The 18,569-nt window shown below is 60.1% G+C and carries 15 protein-coding genes; 10 read left to right on the plus strand and 5 right to left on the minus strand.

Features of this window, described 5'->3' with window-relative positions; all coding sequences use genetic code 11:
- Nucleotide 1 precedes the first annotated feature (1 nt).
- The 9 genes from KI614_RS01525 to KI614_RS01565 all read left to right on the plus strand — a co-directional run bounded on the left by KI614_RS01525 (nucleotide 2) and on the right by KI614_RS01565 (nucleotide 9,074).
- The gene (locus tag KI614_RS01525) at nucleotides 2-784 is read left to right on the plus strand and encodes an ABC transporter ATP-binding protein (protein ID WP_226407409.1); all 783 of its coding nucleotides are present in this window, start codon (nucleotides 2-4) and stop codon (nucleotides 782-784) included.
- A gap of 12 nt (nucleotides 785-796) precedes the next feature.
- The gene (locus KI614_RS01530) at nucleotides 797-1,711 is read left to right on the plus strand and encodes a branched-chain amino acid ABC transporter permease (RefSeq protein WP_226407410.1); all 915 of its coding nucleotides are present in this window, start codon (nucleotides 797-799) and stop codon (nucleotides 1,709-1,711) included.
- A 14-nt stretch (nucleotides 1,712-1,725) separates the two neighbouring features.
- The gene (locus KI614_RS01535) at nucleotides 1,726-2,802 is read left to right on the plus strand and encodes a branched-chain amino acid ABC transporter permease (RefSeq protein WP_226407411.1); all 1,077 of its coding nucleotides are present in this window, start codon (nucleotides 1,726-1,728) and stop codon (nucleotides 2,800-2,802) included.
- A 45-nt stretch (nucleotides 2,803-2,847) separates the two neighbouring features.
- The gene (locus KI614_RS01540; RefSeq protein WP_226407412.1) at nucleotides 2,848-4,170 is read left to right on the plus strand and encodes an ABC transporter substrate-binding protein; all 1,323 of its coding nucleotides are present in this window, start codon (nucleotides 2,848-2,850) and stop codon (nucleotides 4,168-4,170) included.
- Nucleotides 4,171-4,239: 69 nt separating this feature from the next.
- Nucleotides 4,240-5,070, plus strand: coding sequence for an ABC transporter ATP-binding protein (locus KI614_RS01545; RefSeq protein ID WP_203468387.1), 831 nt, complete (start codon nucleotides 4,240-4,242; stop codon nucleotides 5,068-5,070).
- A gap of 155 nt (nucleotides 5,071-5,225) precedes the next feature.
- On the plus strand, nucleotides 5,226-6,455 hold the full coding sequence (locus KI614_RS01550; protein ID WP_226409202.1) for a phenylacetate--CoA ligase family protein: 1,230 nt from the start codon (nucleotides 5,226-5,228) through the stop codon (nucleotides 6,453-6,455).
- A gap of 14 nt (nucleotides 6,456-6,469) precedes the next feature.
- Complete coding sequence (locus KI614_RS01555; protein ID WP_226407413.1) at nucleotides 6,470-6,970, plus strand: hypothetical protein; 501 nt, start codon at nucleotides 6,470-6,472, stop codon at nucleotides 6,968-6,970.
- The gene (locus KI614_RS01560) at nucleotides 6,967-8,124 is read left to right on the plus strand and encodes a CaiB/BaiF CoA transferase family protein (RefSeq protein ID WP_226407414.1); all 1,158 of its coding nucleotides are present in this window, start codon (nucleotides 6,967-6,969) and stop codon (nucleotides 8,122-8,124) included. The genes KI614_RS01555 and KI614_RS01560 overlap by 4 nt, the downstream gene beginning before the upstream one ends.
- A gap of 53 nt (nucleotides 8,125-8,177) precedes the next feature.
- Nucleotides 8,178-9,074, plus strand: a complete 897-nt coding sequence (locus KI614_RS01565; protein ID WP_203468390.1) for an AEC family transporter — start codon at nucleotides 8,178-8,180, stop codon at nucleotides 9,072-9,074.
- On the opposite strand, the gene KI614_RS01570 is transcribed toward KI614_RS01565, so the two are convergent.
- Nucleotides 9,075-9,530 carry a PhaM family polyhydroxyalkanoate granule multifunctional regulatory protein gene (locus tag KI614_RS01570; protein WP_226407415.1) on the minus strand — a complete coding sequence of 152 codons (456 nt, stop codon included), beginning with the start codon at nucleotides 9,528-9,530 and terminating at the stop codon, nucleotides 9,075-9,077. It abuts the gene before it with no gap.
- A gap of 89 nt (nucleotides 9,531-9,619) precedes the next feature.
- Between KI614_RS01570 and KI614_RS01575 the strand changes: the two genes are divergently transcribed.
- Nucleotides 9,620-10,282, plus strand: a complete 663-nt coding sequence (locus tag KI614_RS01575) for a response regulator (protein ID WP_203468392.1) — start codon at nucleotides 9,620-9,622, stop codon at nucleotides 10,280-10,282.
- On the opposite strand, the gene KI614_RS01580 is transcribed toward KI614_RS01575, so the two are convergent.
- The 4 genes from KI614_RS01580 to KI614_RS01595 all read right to left on the minus strand — a co-directional run bounded on the left by KI614_RS01580 (nucleotide 10,252) and on the right by KI614_RS01595 (nucleotide 18,569).
- Complete coding sequence (locus tag KI614_RS01580) at nucleotides 10,252-12,342, minus strand: ATP-binding protein (protein ID WP_226407416.1); 2,091 nt, start codon at nucleotides 12,340-12,342, stop codon at nucleotides 10,252-10,254. The genes KI614_RS01575 and KI614_RS01580 overlap by 31 nt on opposite strands.
- A 6-nt stretch (nucleotides 12,343-12,348) precedes the next feature.
- Nucleotides 12,349-13,083 (minus strand): class I SAM-dependent methyltransferase, encoded by a 735-nt coding sequence (locus KI614_RS01585; RefSeq protein WP_226407417.1) that lies wholly within the window; start codon nucleotides 13,081-13,083, stop codon nucleotides 12,349-12,351.
- A gap of 24 nt (nucleotides 13,084-13,107) precedes the next feature.
- Complete coding sequence (locus KI614_RS01590) at nucleotides 13,108-16,602, minus strand: indolepyruvate ferredoxin oxidoreductase family protein (RefSeq protein ID WP_226407418.1); 3,495 nt, start codon at nucleotides 16,600-16,602, stop codon at nucleotides 13,108-13,110.
- A 98-nt stretch (nucleotides 16,603-16,700) separates the two neighbouring features.
- Nucleotides 16,701-18,569, minus strand: coding sequence for an ATP-binding protein (locus KI614_RS01595; RefSeq protein ID WP_226407419.1), 1,869 nt, complete (start codon nucleotides 18,567-18,569; stop codon nucleotides 16,701-16,703).

Raw genomic sequence — 18,569 nt, forward strand, 5'->3', positions numbered from 1 at the left:
CATGTCCAAGAAAATAGGCGACGTCATTCTCGACTTGCAAAACATTTCCCTGCGCTTCGGCGGCGTCAAGGCGCTGACCGATATTTCCTTTAATGTCCGCCAGCACGAAATCCGCGCCATCATCGGCCCGAACGGCGCCGGCAAGAGCTCGATGCTCAATGTCATCAACGGGGTGTACCACCCGCAGGACGGTAAGATTTTCTGGCACGGCAAGGAGCGCCAGAAAATGGAGCCGCACATGGCGGCGCAGCAGAACATCGCACGCACCTTCCAGAACATCGCCTTGTTCAAAGGCATGAGCGTGCTCGATAACATCATGACCGGGCGCATCACCAAGATGAAGGCCAACTTCATCGAACATGCGCTGTGGTTCGGCCGGGCCAAGAATGAGGAGTTGGAACATCGCAAGAAGGTTGAGGAGGTGATCGACTTCCTTGAAATCCAGCATATCCGCAAGACCCCCGTCGGACGACTGCCCTACGGCCTGCAAAAGCGGGTTGAACTCGGTCGGGCACTCGCTGCCGAGCCTTCGATGCTGCTGCTCGATGAGCCGATGGCCGGCATGAATGTCGAGGAAAAGCAGGACATGTGCCGCTTCATCCTCGATGTGAACGACCAGTTCGGTACCACCATCGTGCTGATCGAGCACGATATGGGCGTCGTCATGGATATTTCCGACCGCGTCGTGGTGCTCGACTACGGCAAGAAGATCGGCGACGGTGTGCCGGAAGATGTCAAAAATAATGAAGAAGTGATCAAAGCCTATCTGGGCGCTGGTCACTAAGGAGACGGGGACATGAATTTCTTTTTGGAAGTCCTGATTGGCGGCCTGTTGTCAGGGGTGATGTATGCCCTTGTCGCACTGGGCTTCGTCATGATCTACAAGGCATCCGGGGTGTTCAACTTTGCCCAGGGTGCGATGGTTTACCTGGCCGCACTGTCGGTCGTCGGCTGCATGGAAAAGGGCGCGCCACTCTGGTTGGCGATCATCCTGGCCTTTGTCGTGATGACGCTGTTCGGTATCGCCACGGAAAAATACGTGCTGCGCAAACTGGTCAACCAGCCGCCCATCGCCTTGTTCATGGCGACCATCGGCCTGGCCTTTTTCATTGAAGGTCTGGCCCCGATGATTTTCGGCAGCGAGCCGCGTGCGCTGGATCTGGGTATTGTCGATGAGCCGATTCCCTGGGTGCTCGACAACTGGAACATGGTCATTTCCAAGTTCGATCTGGTGGCTTCCGGTGTCGGTGCCATCCTGGTTGCCACGCTGGCCCTGTTTTTCCAATACACCCGCGTTGGCCGTGCTTTGCGCGCTGTGGCAGACGATCACCAGGCCGCTCTGTCGATCGGTATTCCGTTGCAGAACATCTGGGCGATTGTCTGGGGCGTCGCCGGCTTTGTCGCGCTGGTCGCCGGCATGATGTGGGGCGCGCGCAATGGTGTGCAGTTTGCGCTTACTTTCACGGCATTGAAGGCTTTGCCTGTTCTGATTCTCGGGGGATTCACCTCGGTGCCGGGGGCGATCGTCGGTGGCCTGATCATCGGTGCCTCGGAGAAACTGGCTGAAATCTACATTCCGCCGGTCATGCAGGATTTATTCGGTGGCAATTTCGGTGGCATCGAGGGCTGGTTCCCTTACGTGCTGGCCTTGCTGTTCCTTCTCGTCAGGCCGGAAGGCTTGTTCGGCGAGAAACACATCGACCGCGTGTAAGAGAGGATAAAAACATGCTTTATCGTGAAGCCGGTCAGTTCAAGACGACCTATGCTGCCGACCAGCAGCTCTTTCCCATCCGCCAGGATCGCATCGGGGTCATTACCCTGCTGCTCGTTGCTTTCATCGGCGTGCCGCTGTTTGCCAGCGAATACTGGTTCTCGGCCATCCTGATTCCCTTCCTGATTTTTTCGCTGGCCGCACTGGGCCTGAATATCCTGACTGGCTATGCCGGCCAGTTGTCGCTAGGTTCGGCCGCTTTCATGGCGGTCGGGGCGTACGCCGCGTACAACTTCCAGTTGCGCATCGAAGGTATTCCGCTGATCGTTTCCTTCATCTGCGGCGGGTTGACCGCAGCAGGGGTCGGTATCCTGTTCGGCTTGCCCAGCTTGCGCATCAAGGGCTTCTACCTGGCGGTGGCGACACTGGCGGCACAGTTCTTCATCGTCTGGTGCCTGACCAAGTTTCCCTGGTTGTCGAACAACTCGTCGTCCGGCGTGATCTCGACCCAGAAACTGATCATCTTTGGCCACGAACTGACCACGCCGACCGAAAAATATCTGCTTGTGCTGTCGATCGTCGTTTTCCTGGCCCTGGCGGCCAAGAACATGGTGCGCTCGACAACCGGCCGGGCCTGGATGGCAGTCCGCGACATGGACGTGGCGGCCTCGGTCATCGGTATCCGCCTGATGCCGACCAAGCTGCTCGCCTTCGCCGTCAGTTCCTTCTACTGCGGTGTGGCCGGTGCGTTGTACGCCTTCTGTTACCTCGGCTCGGTCGAGCCGGATGGTTTCTCGCTCGAAATGTCGTTCAAGATCCTGTTCATGATCATCATCGGTGGTGTCGGTTCGATCATGGGCAGCTTCCTCGGGGCAGCTTTCATTCTGCTGCTCCCGGTCTTCCTTGATATTGCCTTGCCTTTCCTGGCCGGATTGTTTGGCCTGCCGTTTTCCAGCGCTACCGTGTCGCACATCCAGATTACGGTGTTCGGTGCGCTGATCATGTTCTTCCTGATCGTCGAGCCGCACGGGTTGGCCCGTCTGTGGCAAATCGCCAAGGAGAAACTGCGTCTGTGGCCGTTCCCGCACTGATACGTGTCCGGAATTGGTGTTTTTCATAAAAAAGAGGAGACATAAATGATCAAAAGCTTCAAGCCCGCCCTGACCGCGATTGCGGTATCCCTGGCCATGCTGTCGCAGTCTGCCGTGGCCGCAGAAGAGCAGTTCTTTCCGACGATCAGCTATCGCGTTGGTCCTTATGGTGCGAATGGCCAGTCTTTCTACGGTGGCTTCGTCGACTACCTGAATTACATCAACATCAAGGAAAAGGGCGTCAATGGCGTCCAGCTGACTTCCGAAGAGTGCGAAACCGAGTACAACAACGCCAAAGGCGTCGAGTGCTATGAGCGTCTGAAATCCAAGGCCAAGGTTTCCTCCGGTCCGATCCACACGATGTCTACCGGCATTTCCTATGCGCTGATCGAGAAGTCGGCCCAGGACAAGCTGCCGCTGGCGATGATGGGCTATGGCCGGACCGACGCGGTCGACGGCTCGGTATTTCCGTATGCCTTCCCGCTGGTGACGACTTATCAGATGCAGGCGTCTGCCATCGTCAAGTTCATCAAGGAAAAGAACGGCGGCAATCTGGCCGGCAAGAAGATCGTTTACCTCTATCACGACTCTGCTTATGGCAAGGAAGCCATCGTTGCACTGCAGGCAGAGGCTGGTCTGAACAAGTTTGATCTGGTCCAGATTCCGGTCGCCCATCCGGGTAACGAGCAAGGCGCCCAGTGGCTGAAGATTCGCCAGGAAAAGCCGGATTACGTGATTTTCTGGGGCTGGGGGGTGATGAACCAGACCGCGCTGAAGGCTGCCCAGAAGGTCGGTTATCCGCGTGAAAAGATGATCGGCTCATGGTGGACCGGTTCCGAAGAAGATGTCGTGCCAGCCGGTGATGCCGCCAAGGGTTACATGGCTGCGACCTGGAATGTGGCTGGCAAGGATGTGCCGGTTATCGCCGACATCGAAAAGGTGGTCTATGGCGCCGGCAAGGGCAACCTGCAGGACAAGGCCAAAATCGGCACCATTCTTTATAACCGTGGCGTTTCGGCTGCCGTGCTGTCGGTCGAGTCGATCCGCAAGGCGCAGGAAAAGTATGGCAAGGGCAAAGCGATGACCGGTGAGCAGGTGCGCTGGGCGCTGGAAAACCTGAACATTACCGAAGCCCGCCTGAAGACACTGGGTGCGACCAACCTGCTGCCGGAAATCAAGACTTCCTGCGATAACCACGAAGGTTCCGGCAAGGTGAAGATTCAGCAGTGGGACGGTGCCAAGTGGGTTTCTGCCTCTGACTGGATCGAGGGTAACAAGGCATTGATCCACCCGCTTTTCCAGGCCTCTGCCAAGCAGTACGCCAAGGAAAAGGGCATCACGCCGCGCGATTGCTCCAAGGAAAAGTAAGAAGCCACAGCGCAGGAACGGGAAGGTGACTTCCTGTTCCTTGCCGCCGGCCATTCTTCAGGAACAGCTATGAGTACACAAACTGCCGCTGCTGCGGTCGACCACTATCTGAGCATCAATAACATCGAGGTCATCTACGACCACGTGATTCTGGTGCTCAAGGGCGTTTCGCTCAACGTTCCCAAGGGCAAGATCGTTGCCCTGCTGGGTGCCAACGGGGCGGGTAAATCGACCACGCTGAAAGCCATTTCGAACCTGCTGCACGCCGAACGCGGCGATGTCACCAAGGGTTCGGTCGAATACAAGGGCGAGCGCATCGACCAGCTGACGCCGAACGAGCTGGTCAAGCGCGGCGTCATCCAGGTCATGGAGGGCCGGCATTGTTTCGGTCACCTGACCATCGAGGAAAACCTGCTGACCGGCGCCTATACGCGCTCGATCTCGCGTGCCGAGCTGAAGGACAGTCTCGACAAGGTTTATCACTATTTTCCGCGTCTCAAGACGCGGCGCACTTCGCAGGCCGGCTATACCTCCGGCGGCGAGCAGCAGATGTGCGCCATTGGCCGGGCCTTGATGGCCAAGCCGGAAATGATCCTGCTTGACGAACCATCGATGGGCCTGGCGCCACAGATCGTCGAGGAAATCTTCGAGATCGTCAAAGACCTGAATTCTCGCGAAAACGTCAGTTTCTTGCTGGCCGAACAGAACACCATGGTCGCGCTGAAATATGCCGATTTTGGCTACATCCTTGAAAACGGCCGGGTCGTGATGGAAGGCGAGGCCGAGGATCTGCGGACCAACGAGGACGTCAAGGAGTTCTATTTGGGGCTGAGTTCGGCTGGGCGTAAATCCTTCAAGGACGTCAAACACTACAGACGCCGTAAACGCTGGCTGTCGTAATGGCAGTGCGCCGCGCACGGCGGCGTTGTTGGCGAGCTTGTTGGCAGGAGCCAACGGTGCTCGTCTCCGCCTTGCCCTGCGCGGCTACTTTGCCATTCCGCTAGGTATAAATGAACGTTGCCACGGTCGACCGCGAAAAAACGGAGAAAACCAAGATGAGTTATTACGATCCGCTCGAAACCCGCGACCCGGATGAGCGCGAGGCCGATCTGATGGACAAACTGGCGCGCCAGGTGGCGCATGCCAAGGAAACGACGCATTACTATTTCCAGGCGCTGGCTGGCGTCAATCCGTTCGATTGCGTGACGCGTGAGGCGCTGGCCAAACTACCGCTGACCCGCAAGCGCGACCTGATCGAGTTGCAGAAAAAAGCCCCGCCATTTGGTGGATTGAACGCCTTGCCGCGGAGCAAGGCCAAGCGGGTTTTTTCGTCGCCCGGCCCGATCTATGAATTGCAGGGCAAGGAGATTGATCCGTGGCGCATGGCCCGGGTGCTTTATGCCGCGGGGTTCAGGAGCGGCGATCTGGTGCACAACTGCTTTTCCTACCACTTCACGCCGGGCGCTTTCATTTTTGAAGGCGGCGCACGCAAGCTGGGCTGCTCAGTTTTCCCAGGTGGCGTCGGGCAGACCGAACAGCAGGTGCAGGCCATCGTCGATTTGCAGCCGGAAGGCTATGTCGGTACGCCTTCGTTTTTGCGCATCATCGTTGAGAAGGCCGAGGAAATGGGGGCCGATATCAGTTCGCTGAAGAAAGCCTGCGTCTCTGGTGAAGCCTTGCCGGGGATTACGCGTAACTGGCTCAAGGAGCGCGGTATTACGGTGCGTCAGTGTTACGCCACGGCGGATATTGGTGCGATCGGCTACGAAACGGATGCCGAAGAAGGATTGATTGTCGAAGAAGAGTTGCTGGTCGAGATTGTCCGGCCCGGAACGGGCGATCCGGTCGCGCCGGGTGAGGTCGGTGAAATCGTCGTCACCAGTTTCAACCCCGACTATCCGCTGATCCGCTTTGCGACCGGCGATTTGTCGGCCGTGATGGCCGGGCGTTCGCCTTGCGGGCGCAGCAATATCCGCCTCAAGGGCTGGATGGGGCGGGCCGACCAGACAACCAAGGTCAAGGGAATGTTCGTTCATCCTGAACAAGTGGCCGATATTGCCCGGCGTCACCCCGAAATCCAGCGCATGCGTCTGGTGGTGGACAATCCGGGCGGCCAGGATCGGATGGTGCTGCATTGTGAAATCGGCTCCGGCAGCGAGGCCCTCGACAAGGCGCTGGTTGCCAGTTTGCGTGAGGTGACCAAGCTGCGTGGCGATGTGGCATTTACCACGCCAGGGGGCTTGCCCAACGATGGCAAGGTGATCGAAGATAGCCGGGTCTATTGATCCGGACTGTTTTCATGCGAGTTTTCCTGTTGATTCTGGCTGCGCTGGCAGTGCCGGCGCTAGCCGATGAGCCTGTGCTGCGTCCTTCGGCCCGCCTGGTGTTCAAATATCCGGCGATGTTGCAGACAGGCCAGTGTGTGGTCTACGAGGAAGGCGGCAGTGGCTGGGTCATGACTGATCCGGTTTATTACCTGAAGGGCAAGGTTGTGGCGGCTGAGGTCCGGACGCGCCATCTCGGCAAATGTCCGGCCGTGCCGGGCAAGAACATCGAGCAATACAGCCGTGAAGAATTCAACCGGCAGGCGCTGGCATACCCCTGCGTCAGTACCGATGTGCCGGAACGCGACGAGCAGATCGGCATCGTCCGCCTGCGTGTCAGCCAATGGGAAACACCGCATGCACGAAAAGCGGCGAATGCCGGGCGTCTCTATCGCGGCATGTTCATCGATCAGGCATTGAAAAAAGATATGGATATCGAACTGGAAGCCGACTTGCTCGGCGTGTGCGAGCAATGAGCCGGCCTGCGCCGCTGACCGGCATTCGCGTTCTCGATCTGACCCGCTTGCTGCCGGGGCCGGTTGCGACCTTGCATCTGGCCGATCTCGGGGCTGAAGTCATCAAGATCGAAGATCCACAGGTGGGGGATTACGCCCGTACGCTGGGGACGGGGGCCGGTGAGGATAGCGCCTACTTCAAGATGATCAATCGCAACAAGCAGGGCTTGCGGCTTGATCTGAAGAAGCCGGAGGGCGTCGAAATCTTTCTCCGCCTGGCCAGCGAGGCCGATGTGATTGTCGAGAGCTTTCGTCCCGGTGTGGTCGACAAGCTGGGGATTGGTTACGCAACCGTTGCGGCCCTGAATCCCAAGATTACCTACTGCTCGATCAGTGGTTACGGCCAGGATGGTCCCTACAAGGATCTGGCCGGCCACGATATCAACTACCTCGGTTATGCCGGGGTGCTTGAGCAAATCGGGCTGGAAGGCAGCAAGCCGGCTATTCCAAATTTCCAGATTGCCGACCTGCTGGGCGGTGCATTGACTGGTGTGATGGGGATTCTCGCGGCCGTGATCGACGCCGGGAAAACCGGGCAGGGGCGTTATATCGATGTGTCGATGACCGACAGTGTGCTGGCGCACACCTATTTCGCCATGCTGCGGCTGAACGATGCCGGCCGCTCGGCACCGCGTGGTACTGATTTACTTTCGGGCGGGCTGCCTTGCTATGCGACCTATCGCTGTGCCGATGGCAAGTACATGGCCGTCGGCGCGCTCGAAGGCAAGTTCTGGCAGTCCTGTTGCACAGTCCTGGCGCGGCCGGAGTGGGTCAAGCGGCAATGGGACAGTACGTTGCGGGCAGAGATGGAGGCGTTGTTTGCAACGCGTTCGCGCGATCAGTGGCAGGCCCTGTTTGCTGCGGTCGACTGCTGTGTCACGCCGATTCTGACGCCAGAGGAAGCCTTGTCGAATGAGCAATTGACGGCTCGCGGGATGATCATTGAATCGCAGGGGCTGACCCAGTTTGCACCACCGCTCAAGATGTCCGGTTTTCAATTTGACGTGCGGCAGAACGCGCCAGCCGCCGGTGAGCACAATCTCCCGATTCTCCAGGCGGCCGGGTATGGCGCAGCCGATATCCAGCGTTTGCAGGAAAGCGGCGCACTGGGCTGAGCCTGTCGGACATGAGGGCGTGGCGGATGCTCCAGCTGACATAAAATGCAGCCATGAATACCGTCTGGCTGCTGCTTCCCGATTTTGCCCTCATCCTGCTCGGCGCTGCCATCCGCCGCTGGATGCATCTGGGCGACCATTTCTGGCAGGGTGTCGAGAAGCTGGTTTATTTCATCCTCTTCCCCGCCCTGCTGATCAACGCCATCATCAAGACCCGGCTTGATTTCGGTGCGGCCCTGCCGCTCCTGGCAACAGCCTTGACTGCCATGCTTGGGGGCATGTTGCTTGGTTTGCTTCCCCGGCTTTTTGTCCGTCTGCCGCCGCTGACGTTCGCCTCTGTGTTCCAGTGCGCCTACCGTTTCAACTCGTACATTGCACTGGCTGTCGCCGGTATGTTGTTCGGGTCGCCCGGCATTGCAACGATGGGTCTCATTGTCGGTGCTGCCGTACCGCTGGCCAATCTGGTATCCGTCTGGATGCTGGCGCGGCATGGCGAGGTCGGCTTGTGGCGGGAAGTGGCCCGCAATCCGTTGATTTGGGGGACGACGCTGGGCTTCCTGCTGAATCTGGCCGGATTCATTCCGCCGGCACCATTGCAGGCATTCCTTGGCCGGCTGGCCGACGCTTCGATTGCGCTTGGCCTGATTACGGTCGGTGCTGCACTGCGGCTCGACAATGCACCCGGCGTCCGGGGCGTTTCCATCTGGTTGCTGGGCGTCAAGCTGCTGGCCCTGCCGCTGATTGCAGCCGTCGTCGGCTACCAGTTGGGCCTGAGTGGGCTCAATTATCAAATTGCGGTGTTGTTTGCCGCCTTGCCCACCGCATCATCGGCGTACATCCTGGCGATGCGCATGGGGGGCGATGGGCGGAGCGTAGCCTGGCTGATTTCGGCAACGACGCTCGGGTCGATGCTCACGCTGCCGCTCTGGGCAGCGTGGCTGCACATCTGATTATTTCTTGTTGCGACGGGCGGAAGGTTTTGCTGGCGGGGTGCTCTCACCGGCGGCCTGCATCGCTGCTTCGGCACCATGCTGAAGCTGTTCGCGCATTTGCTGCATCATCTGCCAGGGCCACATGGCCGCTTCGGAAAGTGCGCCCGGTGCTGTGTCGACCGGCGCAGCCGGTTCGTTTGACGGTGCTGCGGACTGTGCGGCCTCGCTGGCCATCTTGCCCATGGTCTGGACGGCAGAGACTGTCGTGCGCTGCATTTCCAGGCCCTGAATGGTCATCTGGAGCATCGAAAGATTCATCCGCAACCAGCCTTCGACGGCCTTCATGTCCTTGATGCGCTTGTCGAGTTCCTCGATGTCAAACGTCGGCGCAACCATGCCAGGCAGAGAGAATCCCATGTTGCCCCACATGCTGCGCATAAAGTTCAGTGGATCGTTACCTTGATCGCCGCTCATGATTCGTCTCCTTCGTTTGTATTGCTCCATCTTAAACCAATCCATAGTACAAAGTGCTAAATTAGCACCCTGTCTTAGAGGGGATGAGAATGCTGAAATTGCTTGTGGTTGAAGACCATGGGCTGGTGCGCGAAGGCTTGGTTCGCCTGCTTGCATTGGTCGAAGAAGGAACCCGGGTTTGTGAAAGCGAAGATTTCGAGTCGGCCTTGACCCTGCTCGATAATGAAGGCGAATTCGATCTCGTTCTGCTCGACCTTGCCCTGCCGGGCATCGATGGTTTTGCCGGCCTGGATATCCTGCGCCGTCGCTATCCGGCCATGCCTGTTGCGGTTGTTTCAGCCTTCGATGATCTGCCGACGATTACCCGCGTGCTGAATCTGGGGGCTTCCGGTTTCATTCCCAAGGCTTATTCCGGCGAGGAGTTGCTCTCTGCCGTCCGTGAAATTCTGGCTGGCAATATCTTCAAGCCGGTTGCCCAACCCGGTGCGCGTCTCGATGACGCGATTCCGGTCGTGCCTTCGAAGGTCAGCGTCAGGCCCGAAGAAGTTGGTCTGACCGACCGTCAGGCCCAGGTGCTTGCCCTGATGGTGCGCGGTTTATCGAATCGCGATATCGCCGAGCAGCTTCAGCTTTCCGAAGGTACGGTCAAGATTCACGTGACCGCGATCTTTCGGGCGCTTGACGTCAATAGCCGGACACAGGCGCTGGTCGCCGTTGCCCGTTACGGGATCGATTTCGAAAGCGTTTTTTGAAGCTGGGTCAGTAAAGCCCGCAGCCGGGCCGGTCGAATCGGCGTTTGCAGGCTGTGGGCGCCCGGTGGCAGTTCACTTTGTCCTGCTTCGTGAACCACGATCAGCGGTGTGTCCTGCGTCAGGCGGGATGCCACGCTGGTGGCAACCGTGCCGGCACAGATGAGAACGCTGCCGTGCGGCAGGTATTCGGTCCCGTTGCCGGGGTCGGTCGTCACGCTGTAGTGCCAGTTCCTGATTTGTTCGGCGCAATCGATGATGGCTTGCGAATCACCGATCAGATGCACTTTGCCGAGTGACGCCTGCGGCGCTTCCGCTACCTTGTGTTGCAGTGCCTGGCTGGCTTTCAGCTGCAGGGCGAAGGTGGTGCCGTCACCGAGGCGCGATTTCAGATTGACGGTGATGCCAAGCGCCCGTGTCAACCGGTCAACGATCGACAGTCCCAGTCCCAATCCCTTGTTTTGCTCGCGAGCCGAATTGCCGACCTGATAAAACTCGGCAAAAATTGCGGCCTGATGTTCTGGCGCAATGCCCATGCCGCTATCCCGCACTTCGACCAGGACATGGGTGCCGCGTTTTCTGGCGGTGACCAGAATGCGTCCGCCCGGCGGGGTGTAGCGCAATGAATTGGACACCAGGTTGGCCAGTATCCGCTCGACCATGACCGGATCGGATTCGACCCACAGGTTGTTCGTTTTGAAACGCAGCTTGAGTTTGCGGTCGACCGCAGCACGCCGATATGAGTTGGCCAGGCGCTCAAATGTCGGGCCGAGGGGGAAACTGCGGATGTCGGGTTTGATCCCGGCTACGTCGAGGCGGGAGATGTCGAGCAAGGAATCGAGCAGCTCGCCGAGGACGCTGGTCGATGTGGCGATTTGCTCGGCCAGGCGGGGTAATTCATGGGCTGTGCCGCTGCGCACCTGACGCAGCAGATCGGTGGCAAAAAGCGAAAGGGCGTGCAGCGGTTGGCGCAAATCGTGGCTGGCAGCAGCCAGGAAGCGGCTTTTGGCCTTGTTGGCGCGCTCAGCCTCGTCTTTTTGTGCCGCCAGTTCGAGCGTGGCTTCCTTGATCCGCTCTTCCAGGGTTTCGTGACTGGCGGCCAGGGCGCCGGTCATTGTCGTCATGTCACGGACTTGCCGGCGCACGAGCAGCGCACCGACCAGCAGGACAACGGTGACCAGCAGGCCGAGGATGCTGAGTTCAAGCAGACGGGTTTGCCAGTTGGCCAGCAAGGTGCTTTCCGGAATGACCGTCAGAATACGCAGGTCGGGGAATCCGGGAACCGGCGAGACCGAAAGCAACAGGCCGTCAGCGGTACTCAGGCCGCTGCTGAATGAGTGGCCGCGCAGCTTGCCATTGAACAGGATATCGCTGGCGGGCATGCCGAGGACGGGGGATTGCCGGCTCAGATCGGTGGGCCGGCAAGAGGCGACGATCTGGCCCGCCGCGTTGATCAGGACGGCTTCAAAATCATCGGCCAGACGGTTGGGCCAGCAGAAGTCCTGCAGGTAGCCTGGTTCGATCGCCCCAAGCGTGATGCCCGACAACTGTTTGCCATCGCTGCTGATGCGGCGGGCGATGGCATAGCTGTAGCGGCCGTTGTTGCGGTCGATGTAGGGGCCGTAGGTTGCTCCTTCGGCACCATTTTCGAGAATCGTGAAGTAGGGGCGGTCGCGGATGTTGATTGGCGGCGGCGGAAATTGCGTTGAAATGAATCGCTGATTGCCTTGGCGGTCGAAAACAATCAGGTCGCGCAATTGAGGCATGGCGCGCGAGTGGCGCTGGGCGACATATTCCCAGCCGCTGCTCGCCTCCCAGGTTTCCCAGTTGCGCCGGTTGCCGGCCAGGTCGGTTGAAATTTCGCGCAGGGTGACGTCGACCGCCTCGAAGGCGCGCGCCGTGTGTTCGGCCATCATGATGCCGAAATGCTGCAAGCGTTGTTCGCCAGCCTCGATGTCGCGATGCCGGGCAACCAGCAGGTCGGCCAGAAATCCCCCAAGCACCGTCAGCGTACTGATCAGCGCGACGAACAGAGCAAGGGTTTCCGGCTTCCTTTTCAGCATCCGTCGTCAGATCTGATAGCAGTAAAGCGGTCGCGGAGGCTGGCAGTCGACCTCGATGATGCGGTTGGGCGTTGCTCCTGGCACCGGAAAGCTGTTGCTGACGAACAGGCTGCCCGGCTGCATTTCGGCTTGTACCTTGGCCCATAGATCGGGCATCGGGGTGGGCGAGAGAAAGGCGTAAACCACATCGTATTCAGCCAGATTTGCTTGCCAGAGATCTTCCCAGCGCCAGTGGATATTGTGGCGGCCGAGACTGAGAATGCGGCCCAGCAGCCAGGTCAGCGGCGCATTTTCGTAGCCGGTGAAGTGGCCGTCCGGCAACAGGTCGGCCAGCGGGACGGTGGTGCTGCCGACACCGGCACCCAGATCGAGAAAATGGGGGGCTTCGCGTTCGGCCAGCAATTCAGCGAGGGCGACAACGGTTTGCTTGTTCGAGAGGTAGAGCGGCACCTGGCCGCTGAGTGCGCCGCGGTAAACCAGCAGCAGGAGCACGAAAGCCAGCAGGAACCAGCCCGGATCGATCGCAAAGCTGTGTGTCAGCCAGATCAGTGGCATGAAGGCTGCGTGGATGACGCGCCACCACCACGGCTGGCGGGAAAGCGTGGCGAAAACCAGCGCCACGCTGCCAATCGCCAGGCAGGTTTGCAGCCAGGGCATGGCTTCGGCTTTCCAGCCGAAGTACGGCCAGGCGATCGAGAGAACGAGAATGACAGCCGCCCCTTGCAGGGCGAACTGTCGCATCGGTGTTTTTGACATCCGCCGATTTTATGCCATTAGCTCACTTCTGATGCTTTCTCGTTGTTTTTTAGTCTGCTCGGCCGCCTGGTGACGCACGTAGCCGAAGCCGCGGACGGCCGCTGGCCAGTCAGCCAGCTGGCGGGCCAGCGTATTAGCTTTGCCGTGATGGCTGATGATCAGATCGAGGTCGGCCTCATAGTCCCTGAGCAGTTCGCGGTCGACGGCCCTGTCCGGGCTGAAACGGAATGGATCGAGCCAGGTGTTGCGCCATGTCCGTGCCTTGGCCAGCCATTTCAGCAGAACTATCCAGCGTGGGCCGAAACTGCGTTTGGCGGGGCGGCCATCCAGTCCACGTTGCTGAAAAATGGGCGGTGAAAAATGGAAGTTGAGACGGAGTTCGCCATCGAATTTTTCACTCAGCCGCTCAATGAAGTCGCTCTCGGTGTACAAGCGGGCCACCTCGTACTCATCCTTCGGCGCCAGGAGCCGGGCATATTGGACGGCGATGCTGCGGCTCAGTGTATCGTCGCCCAGAGCACGAATACGGCCGATGCGCTGGCGGTAGGTTTCGGCCAGCTTCTCATCCTGATAGGCCGCGAGGTGGGCGCTGCGGCTTGCAATCAGTTCATCCAGCGTTTGCGGTTGGCTGGTATGGCCCGTTTCAGTGTTTTTCTGGGCGTCGACCGCGCGCCTGAGCTGTTCGCCGTGCACGGCGCTGCGCCTGCCCCAGAGGAAAGCCTGGCGATTGGCCTCGACGGCGGTGCCGTTCAGTTCAATGGCCTTGTCCAGCGCATCGGCTGAAACCGGCACCAGACCCTGTTGCCAGGCATGGCCGAGGAGCAGCATGTTGGCGTAGAGCGCATCGCCCATCAGGACGGTGGCCAGGTGCTGCGCGTCGATGAAGGTGACGGCACTTTCACCCAGCGTGTCGCGCAGTTGTTGCTCAAGGCCGTTTTGCGGGAATTGCCAGTCACGATTGCGGGTGAATTCGGCGGTCGGCGTTGCCGTGCAACTGACGACGGCACGGGTTCGTCCATCCAGCATTTTCGATCGTGCTTCATTGCTGGCGCTGACCACCAGGTCGCCGCCGATCAGGGCATGTGCTTCACCGGTTGCAATGCGGGCAGCGTGAATGTCCTCTGGCCGGTCAGCAATGCGCAGATGCGAAAAAACGGCGCCGTATTTTTGCGCCAGACCGGTCATGTCGAGCGTCGAGACGCCTTTGCCGTCGAGGTGGGCGGCCATGCCGAGCAGGGCACCTAGCGTGGTGACGCCCATGCCGCCGACCCCGTTGAGCAGCAGATTGTAGGGGCGATGCGTGGCCGGTAGCGTCGGTTCGGGCAAAACCGGCCAGTTGTCGCGGTCGACCGCGAGTTTCGTGCCTTTTTTGAGTTGCCCTCCCTCGATGCTGACAAAACTTGGGCAAAAACCCTTGAGGCAGGAAAAATCCTGGTTGCAGGATGACTGATCGATCTGGCGCTTGGTGCCGAAAGCCGTTTCGACCGGCACGATGGAAAGGCAGTTGGATTGCACCGAACAATCGCCACAGCCTTCGCAGACAGCCTCGTTGATCACCAGGCGCTGCTGGATCGCCGGCATTTTGCCGCGCTTGCGGCGGCGGCGGGCTTCCGTCGCGCAGACCTGGTCGTAAATCAGTACCGAGACGCCGGGCCAGGTGCGCAGTTCGCGCTGCACGGCGTCGAGTTCATCGCGATGGCGGACCGGTACGTTGGGGGCGAGATCGGTAATCTCGGCGTATTTCTCCGGCTCGGCGGCGACGATGACCATCTTGCCGACACCTTCGGCTTCCAGCTGGCGGGTGATGCGGGCGACGCTCAAAATGCCGTCTACCGGCTGGCCGCCGGTCATCGCGACGGCGTCGTTGTAGAGGATCTTGTAGGTGATCGGCACTTTCGCCGCGATGGATTGGCGGATGGCGAGCAGGCCGCTGTGGAAGTAAGTGCCGTCGCCGAGGTTGGCGAAGATGTGCTTTTCCTCGGTGAATGGCGCCTGGCCGACCCAGGGCACGCCTTCGCCGCCCATGTGGGTGAAAGTCGAGGTCGAGCGGTCCATCCAGGTCACCATGTAATGGCAGCCGATGCCGGCGACGGCGCGCGAGCCTTCCGGGACTTTGGTGGACGTGTTGTGCGGGCAGCCGGAGCAGAAATGAGGTTTGCGCTCGGCCAGCACGATGGGCATCTTTGCCGCCTGTTGCTTGGCTTCCAGCATCTTCAGCCGTGCCGCGATGGCCGGCGAGGTGAAGAAACGTCCGATGCGTTGGGCGATGACGCGTGCGATGCTCGCCACCGGCAGTTCGCCAGCGGCCGGCAACAGCCAGTCGCTGTGCGCCAGGTAGCCGGCATCACCCGCGGTCCACTCGCCTTTTTCGTCGAATTTGCCGACGATGCGCGGGCGCACGTCATCGCGCCAGTTATACAGTTCTTCCTTCAACTGGTATTCGAGTAGCTGGCGCTTCTCCTCGACGACCAGGATTTCCTCCAGCCCTTCGGCGAAGTGGCGCACGCCTTCCGGTTCGAGCGGCCAGACCATGCCGACCTTGTACAGGCGAATGCCGATCTGCGCGGCCAGCGTCGCGTCGATGCCGAGCTCGTCCAACGCTTGGCGCACGTCGAGATAGCTTTTCCCCGCCGTCAGGATGCCGAGCCTGGGTGCCGGCGAATCGATGATCACACGGTCGAGCCGGTTGGCTCGGCAATAAGCCAGCGCGGCGTAGAGCTTGTGGTTGAGCAGGCGCGCTTCCTGGACCAGCGGCGGGTCCGGCCAGCGGATGTTGAGGCCGTCGGGCGGCAAGGTGAAATCGCTCGGCATCCTGATGTCGACCGCGGCATGGTCGATATTCACCGAGGCCGAAGTCTCGACCGTGTCGGCCAGCGCCTTGAAGGCGACCCAGCAGCCGGAATAGCGGCTCATCGCCCAGCCGTGCAGGCCGAAGTCGAGATATTCCTGGACGTTGGCCGGGTAGAGCACCGGCATCATCACCGCCTTGAAGACGTGCTCGGTCTGGTGCGGCAGGGTGGAAGACTTGGCGGCATGGTCGTCGCCGGCGATGACCAGTACGCCGCCGTGTTGGGCTGTGCCGGCGGCGTTGGCGTGACGGAAGACGTCGCCGCAGCGGTCCACGCCCGGCCCCTTGCCGTACCACAGGCCGAACACGCCGTCGTATCTTGCACCGGGGAAGAGGCCGACCTGCTGGCTGCCCCAGACGGCGGTGGCGGCCATGTCTTCGTTGATGCCGGGTTGGAAGCTGATGTGGTGGCTGGCGAGATGTTCCTTCGCTTTCCACAGGCCGAGATCGAGATTGCCGAGCGGGCTGCCGCGGTAGCCTGAGATGAAGCCGGCGGTGTTCAGGCCGGCAGCAAGGTCGCGTTCGCGTTGCAGCATCGGCAGGCGGATCAGTGCCTGGGTGCCGGTCAGGAAAATGCGGCCAGTCGTGCGGGTGTATTTGTCGTCCAGAACAATGGACGGCTCGGCGTGTGACGCCGGTCGAGCGGATGCGCTCATTTTTGTCTCCTGTTATTGCGCTTTGTGGGCGCTGTTTGCCACGTCATCGCCGGGGGTGGTGGCGATGCGTGGATGGGAGATTGGAGTGTGCCGCGGCCTTATTGTTCCGGCAAGGAAAGTTTGAGGGTGAAGCGGAAGGTGCTGCCGACGCCAAGCTCGCTGTGCAGCGTCAGCCGGCCGCCCATCAGTTCGACCAGCTGGCTGGAGATGGTCAGGCCCAGACCTGTGCCGCCGTAGTGGCGGGTGGTTGAGCCATCTGCCTGCGAGAAAGCATGGAAAATCGCTTCCTGGCGATCTTGCGGGATGCCAATGCCGGTGTCGGTCACCGCGATGGTCAGGCCAAGTTGTTGTGGCGAAATGGTCGTGCAGGCGATGTCGACCGCGATACTCCCGCTCGGCGTGAATTTGATCGCATTGCCGATCAGGTTGAGCAGCACCTGACGGATGCGCAGCGGGTCGCCGATCAGCAGTGGCGGCAGCTCAGGCGGGAAATGGCAGGCGTGCTTGAGTCCTTTTTCCCGCATGCCCGGTTCCATCAGGCACAGGATTTCGCTGATCAGCTCGCGCGGGGCGAAAAGCGTGTGGTCGATTTCCAGCTTGCCGGCTTCGATTTTTGAAACGTCGAGGACGTCGTTGAGAATGCCGAGCAGACTGAAGGCGGATTGATGGGCGATTTTCAAATGATCGCGCGTCTCGTCGTCGAGCGGGTTCATCTGGGCCAGTTCGATCATGCCGATGATGCCGTTCATCGGCGTACGGATTTCATGGCTCATGTTGGCCAGGAATTCGCTCTTTGCCCGGCTGGCAGCTTCGGCTTCATCCTTGGCTTGCGCCAGGTTTTCCATGATTTTCGAGCGTTGCTGTTCGCTCACCGCAAGTGCCGTTTCGGCCTGGTTGCGGGCATCGAGAAATTCGTTGAAGGCAGCGGCGACCGTGCGGATTTCGCTGCTGCCCTGTTCGGAAACCGGTTCGGCCGGCTGCTGGGGTTGCATCGCCGCGGCGCGTTGGCGCATGGTGCCTGCCAGCGCACTGAGCGGCTCGACGAGGCGCCGGGAAATGAACCAGAGCAGTGGCGTGACGAGGATCATCAACAGCACGGTGAGCAGCGCCATGTTTTCCTGGACGCGGGCAACGGGGCGGAAAGCCTCTTCGCTGGGGATGACCGAGGCGAGCAGCCAACCGGTACTGTCGAGCCGTTTGAAGGTGAACAAACCGCGTAAGCCGCGGCTATTGGTTCCTTCCAGCGTCCCTTCGAAGCCCTGCAGGGCCCGCTCCAGCGCCGGGCTGTCTTTGGCCGGCGGTGTCTTTTGCATGATCCGCGTGCGGTCCGGATGCGAAATGACCAGGCGTTCCTGCGAGACCATGTAGAAATAGCCGTTTTCGCCAATTTGCCGGGTGCCGAGCGAACCGATCAAATTGGGTTTGTAGAGATTGAGCACGCCACCGGTAATGGCCACCAGTTCGCCTTTCGGGTTGAGGACAGGCGCAGCCAGCACGACGATGGGCTGGTGTGTCGCCTTGCCGAGAATGGGCTGAGAAATAACTGGCTTCAGCGTTTTGCGCACGCCCTGTATGTAGTCCCGGGCGGCCATGTCGAGGCCGCGTCGTCCGGCCTTGAACGGCCAGTCGGCGAGCAGGATGCCTTGTGCGTCGAAGATGTAGAGATCGTCGAACAGCGTCAGCAGGGCCGTTTCGCCCTTGAGGTGTTCTTCGAGTGCCTTGATGTCGGCCAGCCTGTTTTGCGGGATCGAGCCGGCGGCGTGACTGAGGGCGTTGAGCCGCTCGTCCATCTTGTCGTCAAGGTGCCCGGCCAGTTCGGTGAGCAGCGTGAACTGCTCGCTTTCGATGCGGGCCGAGAGTTCGCTGCGCAGCATGTAGAACTGGCTGATCGACTGGACGAGCAAGAGCAGCAGCGCCATCGAAATGGCGCTGAGGGTCAGTTTGAATTTAAGGCTGAGCGAGGGCAT

Source organism: Dechloromonas denitrificans, from assembly GCF_020510665.1.
In the GTDB taxonomy this organism is placed as follows: Bacteria; Pseudomonadota; Gammaproteobacteria; order Burkholderiales; family Rhodocyclaceae; genus Azonexus; species Azonexus denitrificans_B.

Coding starts and splice junctions, on each gene's coding strand:
- KI614_RS01525 (WP_226407409.1), top strand. CDS start 2: ATGTCCAAGAAAATAGGCGACGTCATTCTCGACTTGCAAAACATTTCC.
- KI614_RS01530 (WP_226407410.1), top strand. CDS start 797: ATGAATTTCTTTTTGGAAGTCCTGATTGGCGGCCTGTTGTCAGGGGTG.
- KI614_RS01535 (WP_226407411.1), top strand. CDS start 1,726: ATGCTTTATCGTGAAGCCGGTCAGTTCAAGACGACCTATGCTGCCGAC.
- KI614_RS01540 (WP_226407412.1), top strand. CDS start 2,848: ATGATCAAAAGCTTCAAGCCCGCCCTGACCGCGATTGCGGTATCCCTG.
- KI614_RS01545 (WP_203468387.1), top strand. CDS start 4,240: ATGAGTACACAAACTGCCGCTGCTGCGGTCGACCACTATCTGAGCATC.
- KI614_RS01550 (WP_226409202.1), top strand. CDS start 5,226: ATGAGTTATTACGATCCGCTCGAAACCCGCGACCCGGATGAGCGCGAG.
- KI614_RS01555 (WP_226407413.1), top strand. CDS start 6,470: ATGCGAGTTTTCCTGTTGATTCTGGCTGCGCTGGCAGTGCCGGCGCTA.
- KI614_RS01560 (WP_226407414.1), top strand. CDS start 6,967: ATGAGCCGGCCTGCGCCGCTGACCGGCATTCGCGTTCTCGATCTGACC.
- KI614_RS01565 (WP_203468390.1), top strand. CDS start 8,178: ATGAATACCGTCTGGCTGCTGCTTCCCGATTTTGCCCTCATCCTGCTC.
- KI614_RS01570 (WP_226407415.1), bottom strand. CDS start 9,530: ATGAGCGGCGATCAAGGTAACGATCCACTGAACTTTATGCGCAGCATG.
- KI614_RS01575 (WP_203468392.1), top strand. CDS start 9,620: ATGCTGAAATTGCTTGTGGTTGAAGACCATGGGCTGGTGCGCGAAGGC.
- KI614_RS01580 (WP_226407416.1), bottom strand. CDS start 12,342: ATGCTGAAAAGGAAGCCGGAAACCCTTGCTCTGTTCGTCGCGCTGATC.
- KI614_RS01585 (WP_226407417.1), bottom strand. CDS start 13,083: ATGCGACAGTTCGCCCTGCAAGGGGCGGCTGTCATTCTCGTTCTCTCG.
- KI614_RS01590 (WP_226407418.1), bottom strand. CDS start 16,602: ATGAGCGCATCCGCTCGACCGGCGTCACACGCCGAGCCGTCCATTGTT.
- KI614_RS01595 (WP_226407419.1), bottom strand. CDS start 18,569: ATGCCCTCGCTCAGCCTTAAATTCAAACTGACCCTCAGCGCCATTTCG.